The organism is Lactobacillus sp. X-49 (genome assembly GCF_057063645.1).
On record NZ_JBXSQM010000007.1, the window covers coordinates 16,497 to 40,862 of the forward strand.

Genomic DNA, 24,366 nt, shown 5'->3' on the forward strand with positions numbered 1-24,366 from the left:
AATCACACTCCTTCATGAATCTTTTGAACTAATGCTTTACCAAAGCCAGCATCGGTAATTCCTAATACTTTACGCTTCTTACCGATAGCATGTGAAAGTTCATTACTAGTAAAGTCGGAAATAACTTTAATTTCATTTTTTCCAGCAACTCTTCTTACTTTTTCACTGGTATCTGGTTGAATGTCACTAGCCAAAATAACAATTTTAATTTTTTTTGCCTTAAGTCCAACAGTAACGATTTCTTGTCCTGTAACTAGTTTCCCAGCTCGTTCAGCCAGTCCCAACAAATTTAATGCTTTTTGTCTATTCTGCAACGTTATTTATCACCAAACAATTCTTTTCTTGCTTTTTGATGATCAACATAAGAATATAATTCCTCATAGAATGAATCTGATATTTTTGCACCTAAGCTGCGTTCCAGTAGGCCTTTATCTTTAGCAAACTGAATTTTGCTCGGGTCTAGTGAAACATAAGCTCCACGACCTGGTTCTTTTCCTGTCGGATCAACGGTCACATTTTTATCCTTGTCAACTACAATTCGAACTAGCTCTTTTTTGGGCTTCATAGTATTCGTTAGCAGATCTTTTCGCATTGGAATTTTTCTTTTTTTCAAAAGAACCCCTCCTTGACCCATTATTCTTCAATATCAATAACTTCATCAGAAGTTGACTCAGCAGCTTCACTGGTTTGACTAAGATCGTTACTTTCTTCAGAAGACTCATTTGCTTCAACAGCAGCTGTGACTTCAGGCTCTTCAGCATTAGCTTCATCAACAAATTCAACTTCTGATTCAGGTCTAATATCAATTTTATAGCCTGTTAAACGTGCTGCCAAGCGAACGTTTTGTCCCTTTTTACCAATTGCTAGCGATAATTGATAATCAGGTACAATTACTAAAGCACTTTTTTCATCCTCTTCATCTCCAAATTGTACTGCAATAACCTCTGCAGGATTAAGCGCATTAGCAATAAAATCTGATGGATCTTCTTCATATTTAACAACATCAATATTTTCACCATCAAGTTCATTTACTACATTTTGAACTCGGGCACCACGCTGACCTACACAAGTACCAACCGGATCAATATTAGGATCGTTTGTTTTAACAGCAATCTTAGTTCTATCACCAGCTTCACGAGCAATTGAAACTATTTCAACTGTACCGTCATAAATTTCAGGAACTTCTTGTTCAAATAGTCGCTTAACCATGTCAGGAGCAGTTCGTGAAACAGTAATCTGTGCACCTTTAGAATCGGAACCTACGTGAGTTACTAGCACTCTAATTTGATCTTGCGGATTATAACTTTCATTAGGCATTTGATCATTACGTGGCATCACTGCTTCAACATTTCCAATTTTAACATAAACGAATCTATTATCACGTCTTTCGACGGTTCCAGTGATCAATTCATCTTCATATTGTGAATATTCATCTATTATTTGGTTTCTTTCAGCTTCACGTAAATGTTGCATAATGACCTGCTTAGCTGTTTGAGCGGCAATACGACCAAAGTTCTTCGGAGCCACTTCAAATCTAATTGTATCGCCTAATTCATAGGCTCTATTAATAGCCAAAGCATCCTTTAAACTGATTTCTAATCGATCATCATGAACCTCTTCAACAACAACCTTTTCAGTCATTAATTTAAAATCACCTTTGCGCTCATCAAATTCAACTACTACATTCGTTGCTTGGTTATAATTTTTTTTATAAGCAGCAACAAGAGCTGCTTCGATTGCCTCAACGATAACATCTTGTTTAATGCCCTTTGTTTTTTCTAAAGTAGCAAACGCTTCCAGCATTTCTTTAGACATAAGTTTTAATCAGCCTTTCTAAAATTCAATTGCAAACCTAATACTTGCAATCAATTTACGGGGAATAGTAATCTGTTTTCGCCTAGTTTTTATCTTGATTTCCAATTCAATCTCGTCACCACTATATGACCTCAATGTACCTTCATATTCTTTTTTATCAGCTATTTTTTGATAAAGGGCAACATGAATATAATTATTCAATGCCTTTTTCCAATCATTAGCTGTTTTAATCTCACGTTCAACTCCAGGTGAAGATAGTTCTAAAACATAAGGCTCTGGAAATGGATCAGGTTCAATTTTATCTAGTTTTACAGATATTAACTCGCTTAAATTAGCAATTTCATTTATATCAATACCATTTTCACGATCAACGTATATCCTTAAATAATTTTGACCTTTTTCTTTTACGTATTCACAATCAACTAATTCATCATTACACGACGCAATGATTGGCTTAATTTCTGCGAGAACAGATTCTTTAACTTTCGCCAAGTACTTTCCTCCGTAATAAAAAGAGTGAGCTAGATAGCTCACTCCGAATCATTATTCGAACTTCTATATGAAGTATACCACATTTATATTAATACTGCAAAAAATTAAAAGAGCGAGAGTTGATTTTGATCTGGTAAATCAGCTAACACCTCATTATCCTCTAAATAATTCATTATTGATTGAGAAACTCTACCCCTGTTTGCCAAATCTTCCTTTGATAAAAACTCTTGTTCAGCGCGAGCGGCAACAATTTGCTTTGCTGCATTAATACCGAGTCCTGGAACTGCATTAAATGGTGCCAAAATTGTATGTTGATCAATAATTTTAAAATTCGTTGCTTCTGATTGATTAAGATCAACCATTTTGATATTAATTCCGCGTTCAAGACATTCATTAGCAATTTCCAAAACAGTTAACAAGCTCTTATCTTTCGCCGATGCATCATTGCCCTTTTCTTGAATATCACTCATTGCTTTTTTTACAGTGTTTTTCCCATGACTCATTGCAACTAAGTCAAATAAATTTGCACGAACTGAAAAATAAGCGGCATAGTATATTTCAGGATAATATACCTTAAACCATGCAATTCTCAAAGCCATTAAGATATAAGCAGTAGCATGAGCTTTGGGGAACATGTACTTAATCTTCAAACAAGAAGGAATGTACCAATTAGGAATTTTTTCATTTTTTTGTAAAATAGCCATGTCATCATCACTAATTCCACGCCCATGACGAACTGACTCCATCGTTGAGAACGCAACTTCAGGCTGTACACCCCAGTGAATTAAGTCCATCATAATATTATCGCGACAGCCAATTACATTCTTTAATTTACACGTGCCATTATTAATTAATTCTTCAGCATTGCCCAGCCATACATCTGTACCGTGGGATAATCCAGAAATTTGCAATAATTCTGAAAATGTTGTTGGTTTTGTTTCTTCAAGCATTCCACGAACAAATTTGGTTCCAAACTCTGGCACGCCTAAAGTTCCTGTTTTTGATTGGATTTGCTCCGGAGTTACTCCTAAAATCTTAGGACTAGAAAACAAGGACATAACTCCAGGATCATCTGGTGGAATAGTTAATGGATCAACCCCAGACAAATCCTGCAACATTCTGATCATCGTTGGATCATCGTGACCAAGAATATCAAATTTTAAAATGTTATCATGAATAGAATGAAAATCAAAATGAGTGGTTTTCCAAGCTGCATTTACATCATCTGCAGGATATTGAACAGGAGTAAAATCATAAATATCCATGTCATCTGGAACTACAACAATTCCAGCTGGATGTTGACCGGTTGTTCGCTTAACGCCACTAACACCAGTAGCCAGACGATCTAATTCTGCTTTTCGCAAGCTTAATTCTTTTTCATCATCGTAATGTTTAGCATAGCCATAAGCTGTTTTATCAGCAACTGTAGCAATAGTCCCAGCCCGATATGAATTAGTCGGACCAAACATAACTCGAATAAAGTTGTGTGCCACCGGTTGATAATCACCAGAAAAGTTCAAATCAATATCTGGCACCTTATCACCATGAAAGCCTAGAAAAGTTGCAAAAGGAATATCTTGTCCGTCTTTTACCAATTCAGTATTGCATTTTGGACATTTTTTATCTGGTAAATCATAACCCGAACCATATTCACCATTCTCAAAGAATTCGGTGTATTTGCAATTTGGGCAACGATAATGTGGTGCTAGCGGATTAACCTCAGTAATACCAGACATCGTAGCAACTAGACTAGAACCAACTGATCCACGGGAACCAACCAAATAGCCGTCTTTATTGGATTTAGCAACCAATCGTTGTGAAATAAGATAAATAACAGCATAACCATTGGAAATAATCGAATTTAATTCCATATCTAAACGATCTTGTACTATTTGAGGCAGCGGGTTACCATATAATTCATGTGCTTTATCATAAGTTAGCCGTTTCATTTCTTCATCTGCATTATCAATGTGCGGTGGATATAATCCATCCTTAATTGGAGAAATTTCTTCAGTAGACTCAGCTATTTTATTAGGATTTGAAATTACTACCTCTTTTGCGACCTCTTCACCCAAAAAACTAAATGCTTCAAGCATTTCTTGAGTTGTATAAAAATGTAAATCAGGTTGTTTTTTATTACGATTAGGATTGCCTCTTTGAGCCGAAATTAAAATTGTTCGGTAAATTGCATCTCTTGGTTCAATATAATGTGCATCACCAGTTGCCACCACCGGTTTATCCAACTCTTTACCTAATTTATATATATTAGTTAGAATCTCTTCTAACTCCGCTTTGTCACTAATTAAATGGTCTTCAATCAATGTCGAATAATTAGCTGGGGGCTGAATCTCAAGAAAATCATAAAATTTTGCTTTTTCACGAGCCTCATTATATCCTTTTTGCAACATTGCAGTAAAAACTTCGCCTTCTGAACATCCAGATCCATATAGTAAGCCTTTATGATTTTTAATTAAGTCTGATTTTGGAGTTCGTGGAATGCGATAAAAATATTTAGTATTTGCAATTGAAACTAGTCGATACAAATTTTTAAGTCCAGCCTGCGTTTGAGCCAAAACAGTCATATGCTGGGGTCTTGCTCGCTTAAAGATCTGACCATGTGCAGCATAACTATTCATTTTTCCCAAATTATCTTCATGATATTTATCATTAAATGCATCTAATAATTTAAACATCAAATAGCCGGTTGCTTCAGCATCCTGATTTGCACGATGATGATGTTCTAAAACAACTCGATACTTTTTAGCTAGAGAATCCAAAGTATGTCTAGCCTGCTCTGGATGTAAAAGTCTTGATACTTCCAGAGTATCTACTACAGGTTGCGTGATTTCATCTAATGATGCACGCCTTAGCGCAGCATTTACAAATCCTAAGTCAAATTGTACATTATGTCCACATAATGGTCGATCACCATAAAAGTCTTGAAATTGTTTAATTACAACAGCTTCATCATCTGCGGACCCCACCATTTCATCAGTAATCGAAGTCAGGTTAATTGTTTGCTCACTCAGTGGGTGATGGGGATTAATAAATTTATCAAACCGAGCAATAACTTCCCCATTTTTCATTTTGACTGCACCGATTTCAATGATTGTATCGTACACTGACGACAATCCCGTTGTTTCAACATCAAAAATCACAAATTCACGGTCTCGATATTTCATTGGAGCTGGATTAAGAACAAGTAAAGCATGATCATCGATCATATTTGCTTCAAGACCATAAATTATCTTAATATCGTTCTTTTTCCCAGCGTTATAGGCTTCGGGAAAACTTTGAACCCCGCCATGATCGGTAATTGCAATTGCCTTTTGCCCGAATTTTTTTGCAGCTGCAATAAATTTACTTGCTGGATTAGTCGCATCTAGTTGACTCATATTAGTATGTAGGTGTAACTCAATTCGCTTTTGCTCACCATCGTATTTTTCTTGGCGACCAATATGTTCGATAATTTCAAATTTAGAAATATTAAAAACAGTATCGTGACTCCACTGATCTTCTAAAGCAGAACCTTGCATTTTTGCCCAAGTTCCAACTTTTAAATTAGCAATATTTTGCAATTGATCTTTATCAGCTATAAATTTTTTAAACACCAGTGAGTCCGTATAATCGGTAATTTCACCCAAAAAAATCACCGCACCATTTTTTAGTTCGCGCGTTTCAACATTAAAAATATTACCTTCGATTACAACATTTCTACTGCCATCAATTACGTTTTTGATTTTAGTAATTGGAATACTTTCATCAAGCTTATGATTTCCATAGTGAGTTTTTTTCGTTGAATAAGTTTGAGAGTTAGAATGTTCTTTTGGTGTTGCAGCATTGTATGCTTTTTGCATATCATGCTCATGTTCTTTTTGTAGTTGCTGCAAACTAGCTAAATTATTTTGAGAGTTTGCTTCATCAATTTCTGTCAAAAATTTTAAATTAAAAAAGCCAAACGTACGCATTTCCATTGCTAATTGATCAAGTGTCTTTTGGTCAATTAAGTCATCAACTACTAAATTATCAACAGGTATAATCCAGCGACCATTTACTTTTTTGGGTAAATGAGTTGAAATAAATTCTCGGGCAACAGGTTGTAAAATTTGAGAATTTTGCACCGCATGTTTCCAATACTCTTTCAAATATTCATCTGAACCATCTTGAGAATTTATCAATAACCGTGTTTTGACAAAGGATGAAAAACTTGCTGTAATTGCATTATTTAAAGCATCGTAAGTCGCGTATTTTAATGGTGTAGCAAAAAGAACATGGATATCCCACCTATGTTCTTTAGTATATACGTCTACATCTGTAATTTGGCCTTTTTGCAAAACTTCATTATCCTCAAATTCATTTGGAAAATGGATTTGCTCTAAAAGTCGTAAGAAAAGTTCGTTTTTAGTAGCCACGAAAATTATCCTAACTCTTTTTCTACAAAATCAGCTAATTCACTAATTGTCATTTCAGTAGCCTTTTCATCAACCGGACGTTTGACTTCAACAATTTCTTCATTAGCTTTCTTACCAATAGTAACCCTAATTGGTGCGCCTACAAGATCAGCATCTGCAAATTTTACACCAGCACGTTCATTGCGATCATCATATAGAACATCATATTTATTACCATATTCTTGTTCAAGTTTTTCAGCTAATTGAGTCTGTGCTTCATCTTTCATTTTCATTTGGACAATATGAAGAGCAAATGGAGCAATTTCCTGTGGCCAAGCAATTCCATGTTTAGTTAGGTGTTGCTCAATAACTGCAGACAATACGCGAGTAACACCTATTCCGTATGAACCCATAATTACTGGCTGTGCCTTACCATTTTGATCCAAGAAATTTGCACCCATTTTTTCAGTATAGTAAGTACCAAGCTTGAAAATGTGACCAACTTCAATTGAAGTTGTAAATTGTAATGGCAAATGATCAATAGGGTCAGGCTCGCCTTCATTAGCAACTCGGATATCTCCAAAAATATCAACTTTGTAATCACGATTGATATTTGTATTTTCAAATTGATAACCGATCTTATTAGCCCCAACAATCACATTAGATAAATTCTTAACTGTTTCATCAGCAACAATTTGATCAGCCCAGTCTGCATTAACCGGACCAATGCTTCCCTTACTAATAGTAGTTATTTGTTTTAATTCTTCATCAGTTGCAACACGAACTGAATCCGCATCAAGCAAATGGGTCAGCTTCACCTCATTAACTTGCTTATCACCTCTAATTAAAACTAAAATACGTTCTTTTTCATTAACAATATATAGAACGCTCTTCACAATTCGAGTATTCTCAACATTTAAGAAATTAGCCAATTCAGCAATTGTTTCTTGATCGGGTGTTGCTACCAGATTAAGAGGTTGAGGATCTTCTTTTACCGGTTTGAAAGTATCAACACTGGCTGCCATTTCTAGGTTAGCAGAGTAAGTACCCGTTTCATTAGTAGCAATAGTATCCTCACCTATTGCTGCTGGAGCTTGAAACTCCGTAGAATTTTTACCACCCATTGTGCCAGAATCGGCAATAACTGGGGTCACCTTGACTCCACAACGATGAAATATAGCTTCAAAGGCCTTCTTCTCATCATCAAATTGTTGATCAAGTTGTTCTTTGGTAGCTGCAAAGCTATATGCATCGAGCATAATAAATTCACGAGTTCTAAGTAATCCGAAGCGTGGCCGATTTTCATCACGAAACTTAGTTTGAATTTGATATAACGCAATTGGCATCTGTTTATAGCTCTTTAAATTTTTGGCTACAATTTCGGTAAAAGTCTCTTCGTGCGTTGGTCCTAATAGACTTAGACGACCATGTCGATCCTTTAGTCTAAACATTTCTAAACCATATTTTTGCCAACGACCAGATTCTTCCCAAAGAGAAGCTGGTAATAAATCAGGCATGGCCATTTCAGGTACATTGATCTTAGCCATTTCTTCCTTCATTATGTGTTGAACTTTTATTAGAACTCGAAAACCTAATGGTAAATAAGAATATACCCCCGCAGTAACCTGACGAACATATCCTCCCCTAAGCATTAGTTTATGACTCTCTGCCACTGCATCCGAAGGAGCTTCTTTTGAAGTAGGCATAAAAAATTTAGATTGACGCATTAATTTTCTCCCAAATGAACAAAAATCTTTCACTTAATAAAATAACGATAAATATCGTTTCCTGTAACAGCAATAATTAATAATAATAAACAACCAAACCCGATAAGCTCAACCATTGCTTCATGTTCAGGTGAAATCGGTTTTCCACGAAAAAGCTCAATTAAATTTAATAAAAATTTTCCACCATCCAAGCCAGGTATTGGAATTAAATTTACTATCCCCAAATTAATTGATATCATTGCTAAAAAGGCTAATACATAGGAAAAGCCCATCTGTGAAACCTGTGAAGTTTGTGAATAAATACCAACAGGACCAGATAATTTATTCAAACTAAAATGACTAAATAAATCCCCAACAGCATTAAATATCATTCCCGTTGTTGTAACCGAGGTAGACCAGCCTCGGTTAAATTTAACTATTGCACGTTCATCACTTTTGGCCTTAATACCAATTTGATAACTAGTCTGACCTTGTATAGAAACTTTTTGAGGTCTAACATTTACTACTTGATTTTGACCATTTTTATTTAGCTTAATATGCAAATTGTTTCCTCTGCTTTGATCAATTTGCTGTGAAATATCGTCAAAACTGGTGACTGGATGATTATTAATTGAAATTATCTTTGAACCTGCTTTAATTTGTGCATTTTCTGCTGGTGAGGCCGCACTAACCTGGTCAATTGTTGTCGTTGGAGGACCAGCAACCGTAAAAGTCCAGATCAAAAAAACGACAAAACCTAAAATAATATTCATTAGAGGACCAGCAACATTTGTAGCAAGCTTTTGCCAAACATTGACTTCTTGAAATTGCGTATCACGAGGGGCAATAACTAACTCTGTCTTCGATTGGTCAATAATAGTGGCGTCATGACAGACAGAATATGTTACGTTTTTACTTTCATTACCATTTTCATAACCACTAATAAACAACTTATCAACTAAATCCGCCTTGGTAATTTGCACAGGTATTCCTTCAATTGGAATATCTGAACCGGAAGCATCGATTCTTGTTACCTTTTCGTTATTATCCAATTGGACAATAACTAACATCCCAGGCTCAAGTGCAGTATCTTCGTCACTTCCAGCTAAACGTACATATCCGCCTAAAGGTAACCAGCGAATAGTATACGTAGTTGGATTACGACGAACTTGAAAGAGTTTAGGTCCCATCCCAATCGAAAATTCACGAACTAAAATCCCACATTTTTTTGCGACAATAAAATGACCAAATTCATGAATAAAAACCAGCAAGCCAAAAACTATTAGAAAGATTAATATTCCTTTCAAATTTATCACCTAATGCACAATTCCTAATAAAGCAGCAAAAACTGGCAAAACAAACAACATACTGTCAAAGCGATCTAAAATGCCACCATGACCTGGCAATATTTTACCCGAATCTTTGACGCCGTAGTAACGTTTATACGCTGATTCTACTAAATCCCCCATTTGACCAATAATTGATAAAATCAGTGCAAAACCGATCATTTCTATTTGTGATTGACCTACTTGAACAAAATAAGTATAAATTGCTGCACATATTACGGCGCATAACGTCCCCCCCAGGGAACCTTCCCAGGTTTTGTTGGGACTAATTACGGGCCATAATTTATGCTTACCTATTTTACGACCAATCATGTAAGCTCCTGTATCAGTTAGCCACACCACTACAAATACATAGCACAATAAAGCTAATCCGTTAGAACTATTTCTTATACTTGCCATGTAATGAAATCCTGTTCCAATATACAAAGAACCTAATGTATATGCACCGACATCATCAAATGTCGTCTTGTTCTTAGATAAAACAGTCCAAGTCAACATTAGCATAATTAAACTAAAGTAAATTCCATATTTTGTCCAATGAAATGGCATACTCTTGATAAAACTATCGGGAACTGCCCAAATTATCGTTGCAAGTAAAGCTAATAAAAAGTTTATAGAAACCAAAATTTGCTTCTTCATTAAGAATATTTCGCTAATACCAACTGCAGCAAAAGCCACTGTTAGTAAATCCATCCATATTCCACCTAAAAGAACAATAGGAATAAATAACATTAAAGCAATAATTGCTGTGATCACACGTTGTTTCATATAATTACCTAACTATCTGATTCATCGACTTTGCCAAAGCGACGATGTCGATTTTGAAAATCTTTAACAAACTCCGCTAAGTCTTTTTTAGTAAAATCCGGCCAGTATTTAGGGCTAAAAGCTAATTCAGCATAAGCTAATTGCCAGAGCAAAAAATTTGAAAGCCTTTGCTCTCCTGAAGTCCTTATCAAAAGGTCTGGATCACAATATTCTCCAAGGTTAGCGGTCATCAAATGCTCAGAAATCATTTGCTCATTAATTTGACTAGAAGTAATTTGCTTAGATTCTACCAATTCAGCTACTTCCTTTACTGCAGTTGTTATCTCATTTCTTGAACCATAATTGAAAGCAAAATTTAAAATCAAACCAGTATTATTAGCAGTTTGAGTCATGGCACGTTCCACAACTGTAAAAGTTTTTGCTGGCAACTGATCAAGATAACCCATAATATTAACCTTAACATTATTTTCCATCAATGTTGGCATAAATTTATCAAAAAAGCGAACAGGTAAATTCATTAAATACGCTACTTCTTCTTTTGGACGTGCCCAATTTTCAGTAGAAAAGGCATATAATGATAATACTTTAATTCCAAGATCATTAGCGGCCAATGTTATGCGCTCAACATTATTCATTCCTTCATGATGTCCAGCAATGCGAGGTTTGCCCTGCTTAGTAGCCCAACGGCCATTACCATCCATAATAATTGCCAAATGATTTAATTGATTCTTTTTATCTGCCATTCGTTATCCTTGCGTGATTTCTTTACGCTTCTGTTCAGCAAGTTCATCCACCTTTTTAGTTGCATTATCAGTTTCCTTTTGAACTTGCTTTTCAAGATTACGTTGCTCATCTTCAGTTATTTCATCATCTTTTTGTTGTTTTTTTAAACTATTCATTGCATCACGACGAATATTTCTAATAGCAATTTTACCTTCTTCGGCAAGTTTATTAACTTGCTTAGCAATTTCTTGGCGTCTTTCACCAGTTAATTGTGGAATTACCAAACGGATGACTTTACCATCATTTGCTGGAGTCAATCCAAGATTAGAAGCGAGCAAAGCATGTTCAATGTTATCTAAACTAGTTTGATCATATGGCGTAATCAAAAGAACACGTGCTTCTGGAATTGTAATACCTGCCATTTGCGTTAAAGGAGTTGGAACACCATAATAATCCACTTTAATACCATCAAGAATAGCTGAATTTGCTACGCCTGCACGAATAGACGCAAGATTCTTTTCAAAAACATTGATCGACTTACTCATGTTTTGTTTGGCTTTTTTAATTACTTCATTATTCATTATTTTCCTCCTTCAATAACTGTTCCTATATTTTCTCCCAAAACAACTCGTTTAATATTTCCTTCAGTATTAACATTAAAAACAATTAACGGAATATTTGTGTCCATTGAAAGTGAACTTGCTGTTCTGTCCATCACCTTTAAATCTTTAGCGATAACATCAAGTTGAGTTAATTCGCTATACTTTGTTGCACTTGGATCAAGCTTAGGATCAGCTGTATAAACACCATCAACGCCATTTTTAGCCATTAAAATAACATCAGCATTTATTTCAGCTGCACGTAAAGCCGCAGTTGTATCGGTTGAAAAATACGGATTACCTGTACCTCCACCCATAATTACTACACGGCCCTTTTCTAAATGACGGATTGCCTTTCTTCTAATGTAAGGCTCAGCGATTTGTCTCATTTCAATTGAAGTTTGAAGCCTTGTTGGGACACCGACATGCTCTAAACCATCTTGAAGAGCTAGGCCGTTCATGATAGTTGCTAGCATTCCCATGTAGTCTGCTTGGGAACGTTCCATTCCAAGTTTCGCTCCGGTTTCTCCTCGCCACATGTTTCCGCCACCACAAACAATTCCAATTTCAACGCCTAAATCGTGAACTGTCTTGATTTCTTCTGCTAAATGACTAATGACCGTCGGATCAATACCAGTACCCTTATCACCGGCTAAAGCTTCTCCGGAAATTTTCAAAACAACCCGCCTATATTTAACTTCAGTCATGACAACCTCCTCTATTAACTTAAATTATTCTACCATATAAAGTCTTTTAATGTTGATGAACAAAACAAAAGAACGGATTTTTGTCATAAAAAAACTCATCCTTTATCAAACAAATTGGTAGTTAAACTAACAAAATCTATTTTTTCGAAATGAGTTTCAAATTTAATGATTCAAATTTTCGTTGTTCATTTGTAACAACAAATTATACAAAGCCCCATAAAGATTAGATTCATTTTGAAAACTTGCTGCAACTATTTTTGGTTTAGTTAAGGTTTGCCCGATCACCGGGTTTATCTCATAAATTAATTTATCATACGCCTTATTAATTGCAGGAAGCAAAATGGGCTGGGCACTTATTCCACCACCAATTGCAATTTTAGTTACATCTACAACTGTTTGAAGATTCAAAATCAAGATTGCAATCCTCAAGCAAAACGAATGAAAAATTTTGACCGCTTCAGGATTTTTTTCTTGAATAGCATCAAAAGCATTTCGACCATCATTTTCATCTGAATAACCGAGATGATGATTAACTTCCTGAATAAATTTGACTGCCGAGCCAGTTATTGCAGCACTTCCAGCCATCTTTGACAGATGTGAACTATTACAAATCATGAAACTAAGCTCGCCAGCTTGATAATGAACTCCTTCCAGCAAATGTCCATCAATTATAATGCCGCCTCCAACAGCGGTACCTAAAGTAATTGCTGCGCAATTTTTCTCACCCTTTAAACTGCCCAGCCAGCTCTCAGCCAAAATACTAGCTTTACCATCATTGATAACTGCAACTGGAATATTAAGCTTATTACCATATCTTTGTGCAAAATCAACTCCATCCAGAAAAGGCAAAGCTCCACCAAAATGAATTCTTGTCTTTTCAACTTTACCTGGAGTACAAAAAGCGATACCTTTTATTTCGGCTGAGTAATTATCAATAATTTGATCTATAGTTGCTAAAAAGTTTTTTTTCTCATGTTTGGTTTTAACTTTCCCTTTATTGATAACATTACCAGCTTGGTTAAATTGAGCAAATTTATTTTCTGTACCACCAATGTCAATACTTAAATACGTTTTCATAACTTTCTTTCATATAGTTAAATTAATCTATCGTCTCTATCTAACTAAATAACACTCTATTGTAATATTGTCAAACTTTACATTTATTATAACTAGCTAGAATTTATCACTTAAATTAGGACGGATTATTAGTTTTAACTGAAAACAAATTTCAATATTAAATACAGTAAAACTATCTTCATAATTTTTGTGAATTCAATGATAATACCTTTAATTATGAGTCATTAATTAACATACAAATACCCCATAATTACGACTACTAATTATGGGGTTTCGTATCAATTTTAAAAATTAAAATTGAAAATATTATTTCATTTGTTCTTTAACTTCAGCAGCAAAATCTTCTTGTTTCTTTTCGATACCTTCGCCAACTTCATAACGAGTAAAGTTTACTACTTCAGAATTTGCTGATTTTGCATATTCAGCAACTGTCATGTCGCCATCCTTAACGTAAGGTTGATCAACCAAACAAATTTCACTCAAGTATTTATTAACTCGACCTTCAACGATCTTAGGAATAATATTAGCAGGCTTGCCTTCTTTTTCAGTTTCCTTAGTGAAAACTTCTTTTTGCCGATCAAAGTCAGCTTTAGGAACTGATTCTTTGTTTAAGTATTCTGGGTTAATTGCAGCTACGTGCATTGCAATATTCTTAGCGGCTTCTGCGCTATCACCCTTTAAAGTAACAAGAGCAACAATTGCACCACCATTATGTTTATATGCACCAAATACTTCATCATCATTCTTAGAAATCAAATCGAATCTTCTCAAAGTGATCTTTTCGCCAATAACAGCAGTCAAATTAGTGATTGCATCACCAATAGTAGTATCACCCATTGGTGCTTTCAATGCTTCTTCAACATTGGCAGGTTTAGTTGCAAGAATTGCCTTAGTAACATCGTCGACTAATTTAATGAATTTGTCATTTGAAGAAACAAAGTCAGTCTCTGAGTTGATCTCAACTAAAACAGCAGTATTGCCCTCAAAGGCGAACTCTGCCAAGCCTTCAGCTGCAATCCGACCACTCTTCTTAGCAGCTTTAGCAACACCATTTTCTCTTAAGATATCGATTGCTTTTTCAATGTCTCCATCAGCTTGAACTAAAGCTTTCTTGGAATCCATCATCCCGGCACCGGTCCGGTCACGTAACTCTTTAACTTGTTTAGCAGTAATGTTAGCCATTAAAGTTTCCTTCCAAATAAAACTAGTTTTCGTCTGAAGCTTCTTCAGTTTCTACAGTAGCATTGTCGTCACTGCCCTTAACCATTTCGGCTTCAACTTTCTCATCACTATCATCTTGACCTTGCTTACCTTCAATAACAGCATCAGCCATTGCACCAGAAATTAAGCGAATTGCTCGGATAGCATCATCATTTGAAGGAATAACAACATCTACTGGTTCTGGGTCAGTATTGGTATCAACCATCGCTACGACTGGAATACCCAAAATATTTGCTTCGTGTACAGCAATCTTTTCTTTCTTAGGGTCAACAACAAATAAGACATCAGGAATTCTAGGCATATCTTCAATACCACCTAAGAATCTTTCTAACTTATCCATTTCTTTAGTCAAAAGTGAGGCTTCCTTCTTTGGTAGTACATCGAAAGTACCATCTTCTGACATTTTCTTTAAATCTTTTAATCTTTGAACTCGGCTTTGGATGGTCTTCCAGTTAGTCAAAGTACCACCTAACCAACGTTGGTTAACATAATATTGACCAGCACGAGTTGCTTCTTCAGCAATTGAATCTTGAGCTTGTTTTTTAGTACCCACAAAAAGAATAACACCATTATTTTGAGCAACTGCTCTAACAAATGCGTATGCGTCATCTAACATCTTAATTGTCTTTTGCAAGTCAATGATGTAAATGCCATTTCTTTGTGTAAAAATGTAAGGAGCCATTTTAGGATCCCATCTTCTAGTTTGGTGGCCAAAGTGAACACCAGCTTCAAGTAATTGTTTCATTGAAACTACTGACATAATTATAACTTCCTCCTATGGTTTTAATCCTCTCAAGCGGTCATTTTAACGTTTCACCAATATTTGGCACCAAAATGTTAATCGCCCTTGATGTTTTATCCATGTACTTATAGCACACTAGAAAATAATACTAAATTTTTACTAAAGATGCAAGACTAAAAGTCAACTCTGTGTTCTTTTAAAAAAGCTTCCTTCCATTGTCTAGAATGGTGTTTAAACCAGTATTCACGTTTAAGAGCCAACTTTTTATCAGCAAACTTTTCGTGGTAAATCATCTTGACTGGTCGACGTGCCTTGGTATATTTAGCTCCCTTGCCATCATTATGAGTTTGTAGGCGCTTTTTAAGATTATCAGTAAAACCACCATAGAAGCTTCCGTCACTGCAAAGAAGAACATAGAAATAATATTCTTTGCGATCTGCTCTACTCCTCTTTTCAGTATCTGATTCACGAATTATTCGCTGAATGACTGGTTGATAATCTCCAGATTGATTATGAACTTCAATTGGATCTTTTAAAACCAAGCCATCACTACCGGTATGCTTGACTGCCTCAATAATAATTAAATTACTGTTTTCACCGCGATGAGAAACATATGGCTGAATCAACTTAATGCTTAAATCATGCTTTAGACAATAGTAGGCAATTTCATTCAGACGCTCGGGTCGATGAACCATAAACATCTTCCCCTTCATCTTAAGTAACATGCTCGAAACGTTAATTATTTCTTCAAGATTAATTAGAAGTTCATGGCGAGCAATGGCTTTTTTAGCATCTGGATTAATCTTGTGATCTTTAACAACCTTGAAGTACGGTGGATTAACGACTATAACGTCATAGGAATCCTTTCGTAAAAAGGTCGTTGCATCCTTAACATTTTCCGAATAAACCTTGATTCGATTTTCCATTTGGTTTAATGTAACTGAACGCTCTGCTTGAGAAACAATATCTTCTTGAATTTCTATTGCATCATACTTTGCTCGGTTAAAATATGCCATATAGATTGTTGCCGCACAGTTACCTGCACAAAGATCTGCAACTTTAAAGTTATCCTTAATTGAATTTTTAGCCATTGAGGCCAAAAGTAATGTATCAAGAGAAAAACTAAAGGACGTTTTACCCTGAATGATTTTTAAATGGTCGCTATACATATAGTCAATTCGCTCATTTTTTTTCAAATTTATCATAAAAGTTTTATCCTCTTCCTAAGCTTTGCTATAATATTTTACAACAAATGGAGGGAATTATGTTTTATCATTTTATTCGACCCGTTGCTCGCTTCATTGTGTGGCTAATTAATGGGCATTTACACGTTAATCATAAGGAACGCATTCCTGAAGGAAATTATATATTAGCTGCGCCGCATCGCACTTGGTGGGAACCTATCTTGTTTGCCCTTGCTGCCAGTCCAAAAGAATTTATGTTTATGAGTAAAATCGAGTTATTTAAAAATCCAATTTTACGTTTTATTCTAAAACATGCTCATGCTTTTGCTGTCGATCGCCAGCATCCCGGACCTTCTGCTTTAAAGACCCCAATTAAGGGACTTAAAAATGGCAATTATTCATTAATTATTTTTCCATCAGGAACTCGCCATTCCACAGAACTTAAAGGAGGAACGATTGCTATTGCCAAGCTTTCTGGCAAACCAATTGTCCCCGTAGTTTATCAAGGACCGCTTACATTTACTGATTTACTCAAACGTAAGCCTTTGGAAGTTTGCTTTGGAGAACCCTTTCAAGTTGATCGAAAAGTGAAACTGACACATGAAAATGAAGAATTACTGGGCAAGCAGCTTCAAGAGGCATGGAATAAAATAGACTACGAACAAAATCCCAATTTTCATTATCAACCTAAATAAAAGTCGAGAAATTTTCTCGACTTTTATTTGTTCTCATTTAATATTTCAGAACGCATTATTGCAACTTTTGATTTTTTAATTAAATAAACACTAGCAAACTTATGTATTGAAAACTTATGTATTGAATTGATGCAAGATTTTTCGAACATGTTTTATAAGTGTTAAAATGTTAATAATAATGATTATATAAATGGAGGTATTCGAAAATTGTTAGAAAAAACATTTTACAGGACAATGCTGAGCAAGTCCTTTCCGTTTCCAATAAAAGTCACTTATTGGGATGGTAAGAGCGAAATATACGGAAACGGTAGCCCGAATATCGAAATTGTTTTTAATGAAAAAATTCCGGTAACAGCCATTTCCCGTAACGCATCGCTTGCACTAGGCGAAGCTTATATGGATAAAAAGATTGAAATCAAAGGCAGTCTACAAAAGTTAATTTGGGGAGCTTATGAGAGCGCCGATAGTTTTTTGCGCTCCTCAAAATTTCGCAAATTTTTACCCCAAGAAAGACATACCGAACAGCAAAGTGAAAAAGATGTTCAAAGTCATTATGATATTGGAAATGATTTCTATGAATTATGGTTAGATCCAACATTGACATATTCTTGCGCTTATTTTGAAGAAGATAATCATGATAATTTAGAAAAAGCACAACTTGCTAAGATTAATCATATTCTTGAAAAATTACATCCAGAAAAAGGTAAAACATTGCTTGATATCGGATGTGGCTGGGGAACTTTAATGTTAACCGCTGCCCAAAAATACGGTCTAAAAGTTACTGGAGTGACCCTTAGTGAAGAACAATATAAGTTAGTCCAAAAAAAGATTTATGATCAAAATCTTCAAGATGTGGCTGAAGTTCAATTAAAAGATTACCGTGAACTTGGTAACCAACAATGGGACTATATTACATCAGTTGGAATGTTTGAACATGTTGGACAAGAAAACTTAGGCGAATATTTTCAAGATGTATCTAAATATCTTAAAAAAGACGGAATTGCTTTAATTCATGGAATTACTCGTCAGCAAGGCGGGGCTAAAAACGCTTGGATTAATAAATATATTTTCCCAGGTGGTTATGTTCCTGGATTAAGTGAAAATATTGAACATATTATCGCCAGTGGTTTACAAATTGATGACTTAGAAATGCTTAGACGTCATTACCAGCGAACATTAGAAATTTGGGACACTAATTTTAATAATCAACGTGATGTAATCCAAAAGAAAATGGGTGAACGCTTTACTAGAATGTGGGATTTATACTTGCAAGCTTGTGCTGCTTCCTTTGAATCCGGCAATATTGATGTTGTACAGTATTTGATAACCAAGGGACCATCTGGTGAAAACCTGCCAATGACAAGAAATTATATGATTACTAAGTAATTAATTTTATCTTGTTTAGATAATTTAGACATAAAAATATAACCTCCGAGATTGTCTTAATTTCGTGGGTCACAACATTGTTTGTCTCTTTTTTCTTGGTGGCATTAGCTTAAATTTTAGTACAATCAATAAAAAGAATATGATTATACAACAAACACTCTACTTTAGGCTATTAAAACAGAAAAAAACACTGTTTGATTAACATTTTTGCTGACGTGAAAATTATTAATTGTGTAATAGGACATGGTCTGTTGGTCAGCCAAATACAGCATTGGCTGATTTTGGGTAAGCGTCTAGACAATCTTATGGCTATAGGGTAAAAAGCGAGATTTTAAATGTGTGATTGCCTGTGGTATAATTTTGATACATTGTTATTAGTCTACGATCTACTTATGGTTTTATAATTAATAATATCAAGACCGAGAAAAAGCGTTGAACATGCAAGTTCAACGCTTTTTTGTTGATCAAGGAGAATAGTTTCTCCAGACTCTTATTTAATTATCTATCAAAATTACTTTTGATTTTGCAAAGTATAAAGATTGTAATAATAACCTTTTTGGGCAAGCAACTGCTGATGTGTGCCTCGTTCTACAATCTTTCCACTGTCTAAAACAATTATTTGATCAGCATCAACAATTGTCGATAATCGATGCGCAATAGCCAAGGTAGTTCGACCCTGACGTAATCTTTTTAGACCATTTTGAATCAATGTTTCCGTTTCGGTATCGACATTTGCTGTTGCCTCATCCAAAACTAAAATCTTCGGATCAGTCACAAGAGTTCGGGCAAATGAGATCAACTGCCGTTGTCCCTGACTGAATTCATCTCCACCTTCGCCAACTTTTGCTTTATATTTACCAGGAAGTTTTTCAATAAATTCATCAGCCTGAACCGTTTTAGCCGCATCTTTAATTTGTTGATCCGAAATTGTTGCGTTATATAGTCTAATATTCGAATTTATATCACCATAAAACATAAACGGTTCTTGTAAAACAAGTCCAAGTTTTTGACGAAGTTCGGCTTTAGGATATTTTTTGATATCCACACCATCTATCAAAATTTCACCTTGATAAAATTCGTAAAAACGCATCATCACATTAATGATTGAGCTTTTCCCAGATCCTGTATGACCAACAATACCTAGGGTTTGCCCTGGATTTACTGTGAACGATATGTCATGTAGTATTTCGTTTTTTCCATCATAAGAAAAACTTACATGCTTAAATTCGATCTTTCCTTTGGTAATGGTTAATCCAAGTTGCTCATCTTGCTGTGGTTCGTAATTAGTATCATCGAGAATACGAAAAATTCTTTTTCCGGCAACTATCCCATCTTGAAAGAAAGTCATTTGATCCATTAAATTTGATATAGGATTAAATAATTGTGAAATATATTGTGAGAATGCATAAACTACTCCAGCTGGAACAAAAGTTTGTCGTAAAGGATAACCAAAATACATTAATGTCAAAGCCAATGCTAACGAATATAACAAACTTGTTAATGGTGACAATAGGATTGAATTTAACGTAATCATACTAAACCGGGTTTTCATTAATGCAGAGTTTTCATTTTCAAAGCATTGACCCATTCTCTTTTCCTGCTTAAATTGCTGAATTAGAGAAACTCCTTCAATTGACTCATTTAAGTTGGTATTAATTCGACTCAGATTTTCACGATAGTTGCGATATAACTTTGAACTTTTTCTTGAATATAACCAGATTATTATTAATAGTATTGGCAAAAATGCTAGAACAATGCAGCCAGCAACAACATTGGTAGAAAACATTGCAACAAGGGCAGAAATAACCGAAAAAATTGAAATAACAACACTAGCTAATACTGTTAAAAAATTGCTTAATGTCATCGTATCATTAGTCACACGTGAGACAATTGAACCAGCTGGAGTTTGATCAAAATAACGCATTCCCAATTGATGCAATTTTTGATAGAGCTTAACTCTTAGAAATTCTAATGATTTTTCTGAACCTAACGAAAAGAAATATTCATATGTAAATTGTAAACAGCCTTTTATAACTGAACCCAAGGCATATAATAAGCCACCAAATAAAATTATTTGAGTCGTGATATTTGCTTTTACTAAAAAATTATCAAGAAAATACTGTAATCCATATGGCAAAAGCATGTTGATTACACTAACTAGAAAAGCACCGACACCAGCAATAATCATTTCATTTTTAAAATACAATACATAATGCAACAGCCTCTTTAAAATACTTAATTGCTCCTTAACAGGTATTTCCTGAGACCATACTGATTGATTCGAATTTTGATTATCCACCTTATTCACCTACTTTCTCTTCTAGTTCTTGACGACTCCATGTATCTTTATACCAACCGTTTGCAGACACTAACTGATTATGAGTTCCTTGCTCGATAATTCTACCGTTCTTTAAAACTAAAATTAAATCGGCATTCATGACAGAAGTTAATCTATGTGTAGCAATCAACGTTGTTTTTCCTTGTCGTTCCTTATTCAATGCTTTTAAAATTGTCATTTCAGTTTTGGCATCAACCGCTGACAATGCATCATCCAGAATTAAAATCTGACTCTGCTTTAACAGTGCACGTGCAATTGACATCCGTTGTTTTTGGCCGCCAGAAAGTGAAACTCCATTTTCACCAATTAAAGTATTATAGCCTCCAGGCATTTGTAAAATATCATTATGTAAATCACTTTTTTTTGCTGCTGCAATAACATCTGCCTCATCTGCATTTACTTTGGAAAATGAAATATTGTTCTGAATACTTGTTGAAAATAGATAATTATTTTGAGGCACATATGATATTTCTCGCAGCAACACATTAAGGGGAATTTCACGAATATCATATCCATTGATTGTTATTTGTCCATCATAACGATCAAATTCACGCAAAAGTAATTCAATAATCGTCGACTTCCCAGAGCCAACTTTTCCTACTATACCTAATGTCTGACCTGGTTTTAAATCAAATTTGATATTTTTTAAAATAGGAATTGTAGGTTCATCTGGGTAGGCAAATGATTTAATTGAAAACCTTAAGTCACCAGTTAAGTCTTCTGAAGTAATTGTTTGATCTGCTCCATCATCTGTGATGGCCGGCTTTTCTGCTAATAGTTTTTCAATTCTATCGTAGCTTGCACTACCACGTTCTAAAATATTAAACAAATAGCCAATCGCAAACATTGGCCAAACCATATTGCCAATATACGCAATAAAAGATACTAATTGTCCAATAGAAAGAGTGTGCTTAGCAACCATGATTCCACCATAAATAATGGTAATAGTATATGTCAAGCCAATTAGCAGTGTTCCTAACGGATCAAACATTGTATCCCATTTAAAAACTTTTTTGTTTATTTTGATCGTATCATTGACCATTTGTGTAAATGCTTCAGTATCCTGCTTTCCTTGACCAAATGTCTTTAAAACTTTTATGCCAGAAACTGATTCTTGAGTTTTATTGTTTAACCTAGAAAAAGCAGCCTGTGATTTATCAAAAGAATCATGCAGTTGATCACCAAGTTTACGTGCGCCCCACGCTAAGAATGGCAAAGGGATTAAGGCAACAATTGTCAAACGCCAATTAACAAATATTATCATTGCCACCATTGTTGAAATTCCCATAATTAAAGAATCAACTAGTGTCAAAACGCCTTCACCAGCGACTGATTGAACAGCTGAGACATCATTAGTTGCATGTGCCATTAAATCACCTGTTCTATGCCGTTGATAAAAGGTTCGATCCATTTCCATAAAGTGACGAAATAATTTTGAGCGTAGTTTAAGTTCAAGCTTAGCGGCTCCACCCCATATTTGTTTACGCCAAAAATAACGAAAACCATATAATAATAATGCAGCAATAAGAATTGCAAAAATTAATACGGCATATTCTTGCCAACTAATGTACCCTTGATTTAATTGGTCTGCCATTAACCCTAAAATTCTTGGTGGAACTAAATTGACCACAGAAGTTAAAGCTAAAAATGCAACTCCAATTATATATCTCCTTTTTTCTTGTTTAAAAAACCATTTTAATTTAAAAAATATACCCATTTTTCACCTATCTTGCCTAAATAAAAAGACGAGAATAAATCCTCGTCTTTAATTTCAATCTAGTAAGACCTTTTATTTTTGATGCTTCATCATGTTCATTACTTGGTTAACCTTCTTTGCCGAAGGCTTTTGTCCCATTTGTGACATCATAGCAACAATCATATCTTCACTGATTGGTGGATTATCCTTAAAATATTTCTTCATATACGCTCTAGCACCATAAAAGCCTCCAACTAGACCTATTAAGAGTGCAATAACTATTAAAAAGATCGCTAATCCCAATTTCATAAAATAATCACCTCAATTTGTCCAATAGGTATATCTTACCTAAAAATTACATAAATTTAAAGGTCTAACTTAATCTTTTCTTAAACCTTTTTTACGTTGAACTGCTTTTGCTTTTTCAGATGTTAATTCGTTACCGTTTTTGTCAATTATGACTAAATTCTCAACATCTTGTTTAAATCCAGCCCGAAAATTCGCAATAAATTTCTTATGCAGTTCCCGACGCTCTCTTTCTTCCTCATCGGTTAGTCCGACAGATTTTTTCTTGTGGTACAATTCATTAATTCTATTTGTTAATTTTTTTTCATTATCTTTCGTCATGTTACACCTCTTGGTTTAAAAGTCTAACCTATTTTTACAAATAAAAAAAGGTTTAATAATTAGAACGTTTGTTTGTACTTGATAGTTATATCTGGTAAAATAACATTAAAATTAAGTCTGCTACATGGGAGAAATCTATGACTACCAAACAAAGCTCTAAACAATTACAAATACTTCAATACATATATGACACGGTTCAAAAACGTGGATTCCCACCGACTGTCCGTGAAATCTGCCATGAAGTTGATCTATCTTCAACTTCGACGGTTCATGGTCACTTAGCGCGCTTGCAGCGAAAAGGGTTACTAATTAAAGATGCAACCAAACCGCGTGCCCTTGAAATAACAGAAGCTGGAAAGAATGCGCTTGGTGTAAAGCCATCAGAAATTCCAATTGTAGGTGTTGTTACGGCAGGGCAACCGATTCTTGCCGTAGAAGATATTGAAGACTACTTTCCTCTACCTCCAGACTTAGCAAATGACGCGGGTGACCTGTTTATGCTTAGGGTACACGGCGAAAGCATGATCAATGCTGGCATATTAAACGGTGATAATGTAATTGTGCGTAAACAAAGTTCTGCTACTAACGGTGAAATTGTCGTTGCCATGACAGATGAAAACGAAGCAACTGTTAAACGTTTCTATAAAGAAAAGAACCATTACCGTCTTCAACCAGAGAACGATTCAATGTCCCCAATTATTTTATCAAGTGTTCATATTCTTGGAAAAGTTATTGGCTTGTATCGCAACAGTATTATTTAAAGTAACCCAACTGATAATAGCTTCATGAAAACCGTAACAACACTGTTACGGTTTTTTAATAGTCGATATTTTATATTTTTCCACATTAATTA

Annotated in this window: 22 protein-coding genes; 3 read left to right on the plus strand and 19 right to left on the minus strand. The window is 34.9% G+C overall.

Annotated elements, in window-relative coordinates; genetic code table 11:
• Positions 1 to 2: 2 nt before the first annotated feature.
• The 15 genes from ACYIAQ_RS04690 to ACYIAQ_RS04760 all read right to left on the minus strand — a co-directional run bounded on the left by ACYIAQ_RS04690 (position 3) and on the right by ACYIAQ_RS04760 (position 16,792).
• On the minus strand, positions 3 to 314 hold the full coding sequence (locus tag ACYIAQ_RS04690) for a L7Ae/L30e/S12e/Gadd45 family ribosomal protein (protein WP_122018384.1): 312 nt from the start codon (positions 312 to 314) through the stop codon (positions 3 to 5).
• 2 nt (positions 315 to 316) lie between these two features.
• Positions 317 to 613 (minus strand): RNase P modulator RnpM, encoded by a 297-nt coding sequence (gene rnpM / locus ACYIAQ_RS04695; RefSeq protein ID WP_122018385.1) that lies wholly within the window; start codon positions 611 to 613, stop codon positions 317 to 319.
• A 20-nt stretch (positions 614 to 633) separates the two neighbouring features.
• Complete coding sequence (gene nusA, locus ACYIAQ_RS04700) at positions 634 to 1,815, minus strand: transcription termination factor NusA (protein WP_483562699.1); 1,182 nt, start codon at positions 1,813 to 1,815, stop codon at positions 634 to 636.
• An 18-nt stretch (positions 1,816 to 1,833) separates the two neighbouring features.
• Entirely contained in the window at positions 1,834 to 2,307 is a 474-nt protein-coding gene (rimP, locus tag ACYIAQ_RS04705) for a ribosome maturation factor RimP (protein WP_122018387.1), read from the minus strand.
• Positions 2,308 to 2,411: 104 nt separating this feature from the next.
• The gene (locus ACYIAQ_RS04710; protein WP_483562700.1) at positions 2,412 to 6,719 is read right to left on the minus strand and encodes a PolC-type DNA polymerase III; all 4,308 of its coding nucleotides are present in this window, start codon (positions 6,717 to 6,719) and stop codon (positions 2,412 to 2,414) included.
• Between the two features lie 5 nt (positions 6,720 to 6,724).
• Positions 6,725 to 8,425, minus strand: coding sequence for a proline--tRNA ligase (locus ACYIAQ_RS04715; protein WP_483562701.1), 1,701 nt, complete (start codon positions 8,423 to 8,425; stop codon positions 6,725 to 6,727).
• A 29-nt stretch (positions 8,426 to 8,454) separates the two neighbouring features.
• The gene (gene rseP / locus ACYIAQ_RS04720; protein WP_483562702.1) at positions 8,455 to 9,711 is read right to left on the minus strand and encodes an RIP metalloprotease RseP; all 1,257 of its coding nucleotides are present in this window, start codon (positions 9,709 to 9,711) and stop codon (positions 8,455 to 8,457) included.
• A 9-nt stretch (positions 9,712 to 9,720) separates the two neighbouring features.
• Positions 9,721 to 10,518, minus strand: a complete 798-nt coding sequence (locus tag ACYIAQ_RS04725; protein ID WP_483562703.1) for a phosphatidate cytidylyltransferase — start codon at positions 10,516 to 10,518, stop codon at positions 9,721 to 9,723.
• Positions 10,519 to 10,526: 8 nt separating this feature from the next.
• Positions 10,527 to 11,261, minus strand: coding sequence for an isoprenyl transferase (locus tag ACYIAQ_RS04730; protein WP_483562704.1), 735 nt, complete (start codon positions 11,259 to 11,261; stop codon positions 10,527 to 10,529).
• Between the two features lie 3 nt (positions 11,262 to 11,264).
• Positions 11,265 to 11,822, minus strand: a complete 558-nt coding sequence (gene frr, locus ACYIAQ_RS04735; protein ID WP_122018393.1) for a ribosome recycling factor — start codon at positions 11,820 to 11,822, stop codon at positions 11,265 to 11,267.
• The gene (gene pyrH / locus ACYIAQ_RS04740) at positions 11,822 to 12,547 is read right to left on the minus strand and encodes a UMP kinase (protein ID WP_122018394.1); all 726 of its coding nucleotides are present in this window, start codon (positions 12,545 to 12,547) and stop codon (positions 11,822 to 11,824) included. The genes frr and pyrH overlap by 1 nt, the downstream gene beginning before the upstream one ends.
• A 162-nt stretch (positions 12,548 to 12,709) precedes the next feature.
• Complete coding sequence (locus tag ACYIAQ_RS04745; RefSeq protein ID WP_483562705.1) at positions 12,710 to 13,624, minus strand: ROK family protein; 915 nt, start codon at positions 13,622 to 13,624, stop codon at positions 12,710 to 12,712.
• A 306-nt stretch (positions 13,625 to 13,930) separates the two neighbouring features.
• Positions 13,931 to 14,806, minus strand: coding sequence for a translation elongation factor Ts (gene tsf / locus ACYIAQ_RS04750; protein WP_483562706.1), 876 nt, complete (start codon positions 14,804 to 14,806; stop codon positions 13,931 to 13,933).
• Positions 14,807 to 14,828: 22 nt separating this feature from the next.
• Positions 14,829 to 15,608 (minus strand): 30S ribosomal protein S2, encoded by a 780-nt coding sequence (rpsB, locus tag ACYIAQ_RS04755; protein WP_483562743.1) that lies wholly within the window; start codon positions 15,606 to 15,608, stop codon positions 14,829 to 14,831.
• Between the two features lie 152 nt (positions 15,609 to 15,760).
• Positions 15,761 to 16,792 (minus strand): GIY-YIG nuclease family protein, encoded by a 1,032-nt coding sequence (locus ACYIAQ_RS04760; RefSeq protein WP_483562707.1) that lies wholly within the window; start codon positions 16,790 to 16,792, stop codon positions 15,761 to 15,763.
• 59 nt (positions 16,793 to 16,851) lie between these two features.
• Between ACYIAQ_RS04760 and ACYIAQ_RS04765 the strand changes: the two genes are divergently transcribed.
• Together ACYIAQ_RS04765 and ACYIAQ_RS04770 are read left to right on the plus strand one after the other, a co-directional pair.
• A complete protein-coding gene (locus tag ACYIAQ_RS04765; RefSeq protein ID WP_122018399.1) occupies positions 16,852 to 17,466 on the plus strand; it encodes a lysophospholipid acyltransferase family protein in 615 nt (204 codons plus the stop codon).
• 207 nt (positions 17,467 to 17,673) lie between these two features.
• Positions 17,674 to 18,852, plus strand: coding sequence for a class I SAM-dependent methyltransferase (locus tag ACYIAQ_RS04770; protein WP_483562708.1), 1,179 nt, complete (start codon positions 17,674 to 17,676; stop codon positions 18,850 to 18,852).
• 511 nt (positions 18,853 to 19,363) lie between these two features.
• Here ACYIAQ_RS04770 and ACYIAQ_RS04775 read toward each other — a convergent pair.
• The 4 genes from ACYIAQ_RS04775 to ACYIAQ_RS04790 form a co-directional block, all read right to left on the minus strand.
• A complete protein-coding gene (locus ACYIAQ_RS04775; RefSeq protein WP_483562744.1) occupies positions 19,364 to 21,040 on the minus strand; it encodes an ABC transporter ATP-binding protein in 1,677 nt (558 codons plus the stop codon).
• A gap of 112 nt (positions 21,041 to 21,152) precedes the next feature.
• Positions 21,153 to 22,907, minus strand: a complete 1,755-nt coding sequence (locus tag ACYIAQ_RS04780) for an ABC transporter ATP-binding protein (protein ID WP_483562709.1) — start codon at positions 22,905 to 22,907, stop codon at positions 21,153 to 21,155.
• 72 nt (positions 22,908 to 22,979) lie between these two features.
• A complete protein-coding gene (locus ACYIAQ_RS04785) occupies positions 22,980 to 23,195 on the minus strand; it encodes a YneF family protein (RefSeq protein ID WP_122018402.1) in 216 nt (71 codons plus the stop codon).
• Positions 23,196 to 23,264: 69 nt separating this feature from the next.
• Positions 23,265 to 23,513: a DUF896 domain-containing protein gene (locus tag ACYIAQ_RS04790; protein ID WP_122018403.1), complete on the minus strand. Its 249-nt coding sequence runs from the start codon at positions 23,511 to 23,513 to the stop codon at positions 23,265 to 23,267.
• 137 nt (positions 23,514 to 23,650) lie between these two features.
• On the opposite strand from ACYIAQ_RS04790, the gene lexA reads away from it, so the two are divergent.
• A complete protein-coding gene (lexA, locus tag ACYIAQ_RS04795) occupies positions 23,651 to 24,274 on the plus strand; it encodes a transcriptional repressor LexA (protein ID WP_122018404.1) in 624 nt (207 codons plus the stop codon).
• Positions 24,275 to 24,366: the final 92 nt, after the last annotated feature.

Excerpts from the sequence above, each read along its gene's own strand:
- nusA (WP_483562699.1), bottom strand. The coding sequence starts at position 1,815 with ATGTCTAAAGAAATGCTGGAAGCGTTTGCTACTTTAGAAAAAACAAAG.
- ACYIAQ_RS04715 (WP_483562701.1), bottom strand. The coding sequence starts at position 8,425 with ATGCGTCAATCTAAATTTTTTATGCCTACTTCAAAAGAAGCTCCTTCG.
- ACYIAQ_RS04725 (WP_483562703.1), bottom strand. The coding sequence starts at position 10,518 with ATGAAACAACGTGTGATCACAGCAATTATTGCTTTAATGTTATTTATT.
- ACYIAQ_RS04730 (WP_483562704.1), bottom strand. The coding sequence starts at position 11,261 with ATGGCAGATAAAAAGAATCAATTAAATCATTTGGCAATTATTATGGAT.
- frr (WP_122018393.1), bottom strand. The coding sequence starts at position 11,822 with ATGAATAATGAAGTAATTAAAAAAGCCAAACAAAACATGAGTAAGTCG.
- pyrH (WP_122018394.1), bottom strand. The coding sequence starts at position 12,547 with ATGACTGAAGTTAAATATAGGCGGGTTGTTTTGAAAATTTCCGGAGAA.
- ACYIAQ_RS04745 (WP_483562705.1), bottom strand. The coding sequence starts at position 13,624 with ATGAAAACGTATTTAAGTATTGACATTGGTGGTACAGAAAATAAATTT.
- tsf (WP_483562706.1), bottom strand. The coding sequence starts at position 14,806 with ATGGCTAACATTACTGCTAAACAAGTTAAAGAGTTACGTGACCGGACC.
- ACYIAQ_RS04760 (WP_483562707.1), bottom strand. The coding sequence starts at position 16,792 with ATGATAAATTTGAAAAAAAATGAGCGAATTGACTATATGTATAGCGAC.
- ACYIAQ_RS04765 (WP_122018399.1), top strand. The coding sequence starts at position 16,852 with ATGTTTTATCATTTTATTCGACCCGTTGCTCGCTTCATTGTGTGGCTA.
- ACYIAQ_RS04775 (WP_483562744.1), bottom strand. The coding sequence starts at position 21,040 with ATGATTATTGCTGGTGTCGGTGCTTTTCTAGTTAGTGTAATCAACATG.
- ACYIAQ_RS04780 (WP_483562709.1), bottom strand. The coding sequence starts at position 22,907 with ATGGGTATATTTTTTAAATTAAAATGGTTTTTTAAACAAGAAAAAAGG.
- ACYIAQ_RS04785 (WP_122018402.1), bottom strand. The coding sequence starts at position 23,195 with ATGAAATTGGGATTAGCGATCTTTTTAATAGTTATTGCACTCTTAATA.
- ACYIAQ_RS04790 (WP_122018403.1), bottom strand. The coding sequence starts at position 23,513 with ATGACGAAAGATAATGAAAAAAAATTAACAAATAGAATTAATGAATTG.
- lexA (WP_122018404.1), top strand. The coding sequence starts at position 23,651 with ATGACTACCAAACAAAGCTCTAAACAATTACAAATACTTCAATACATA.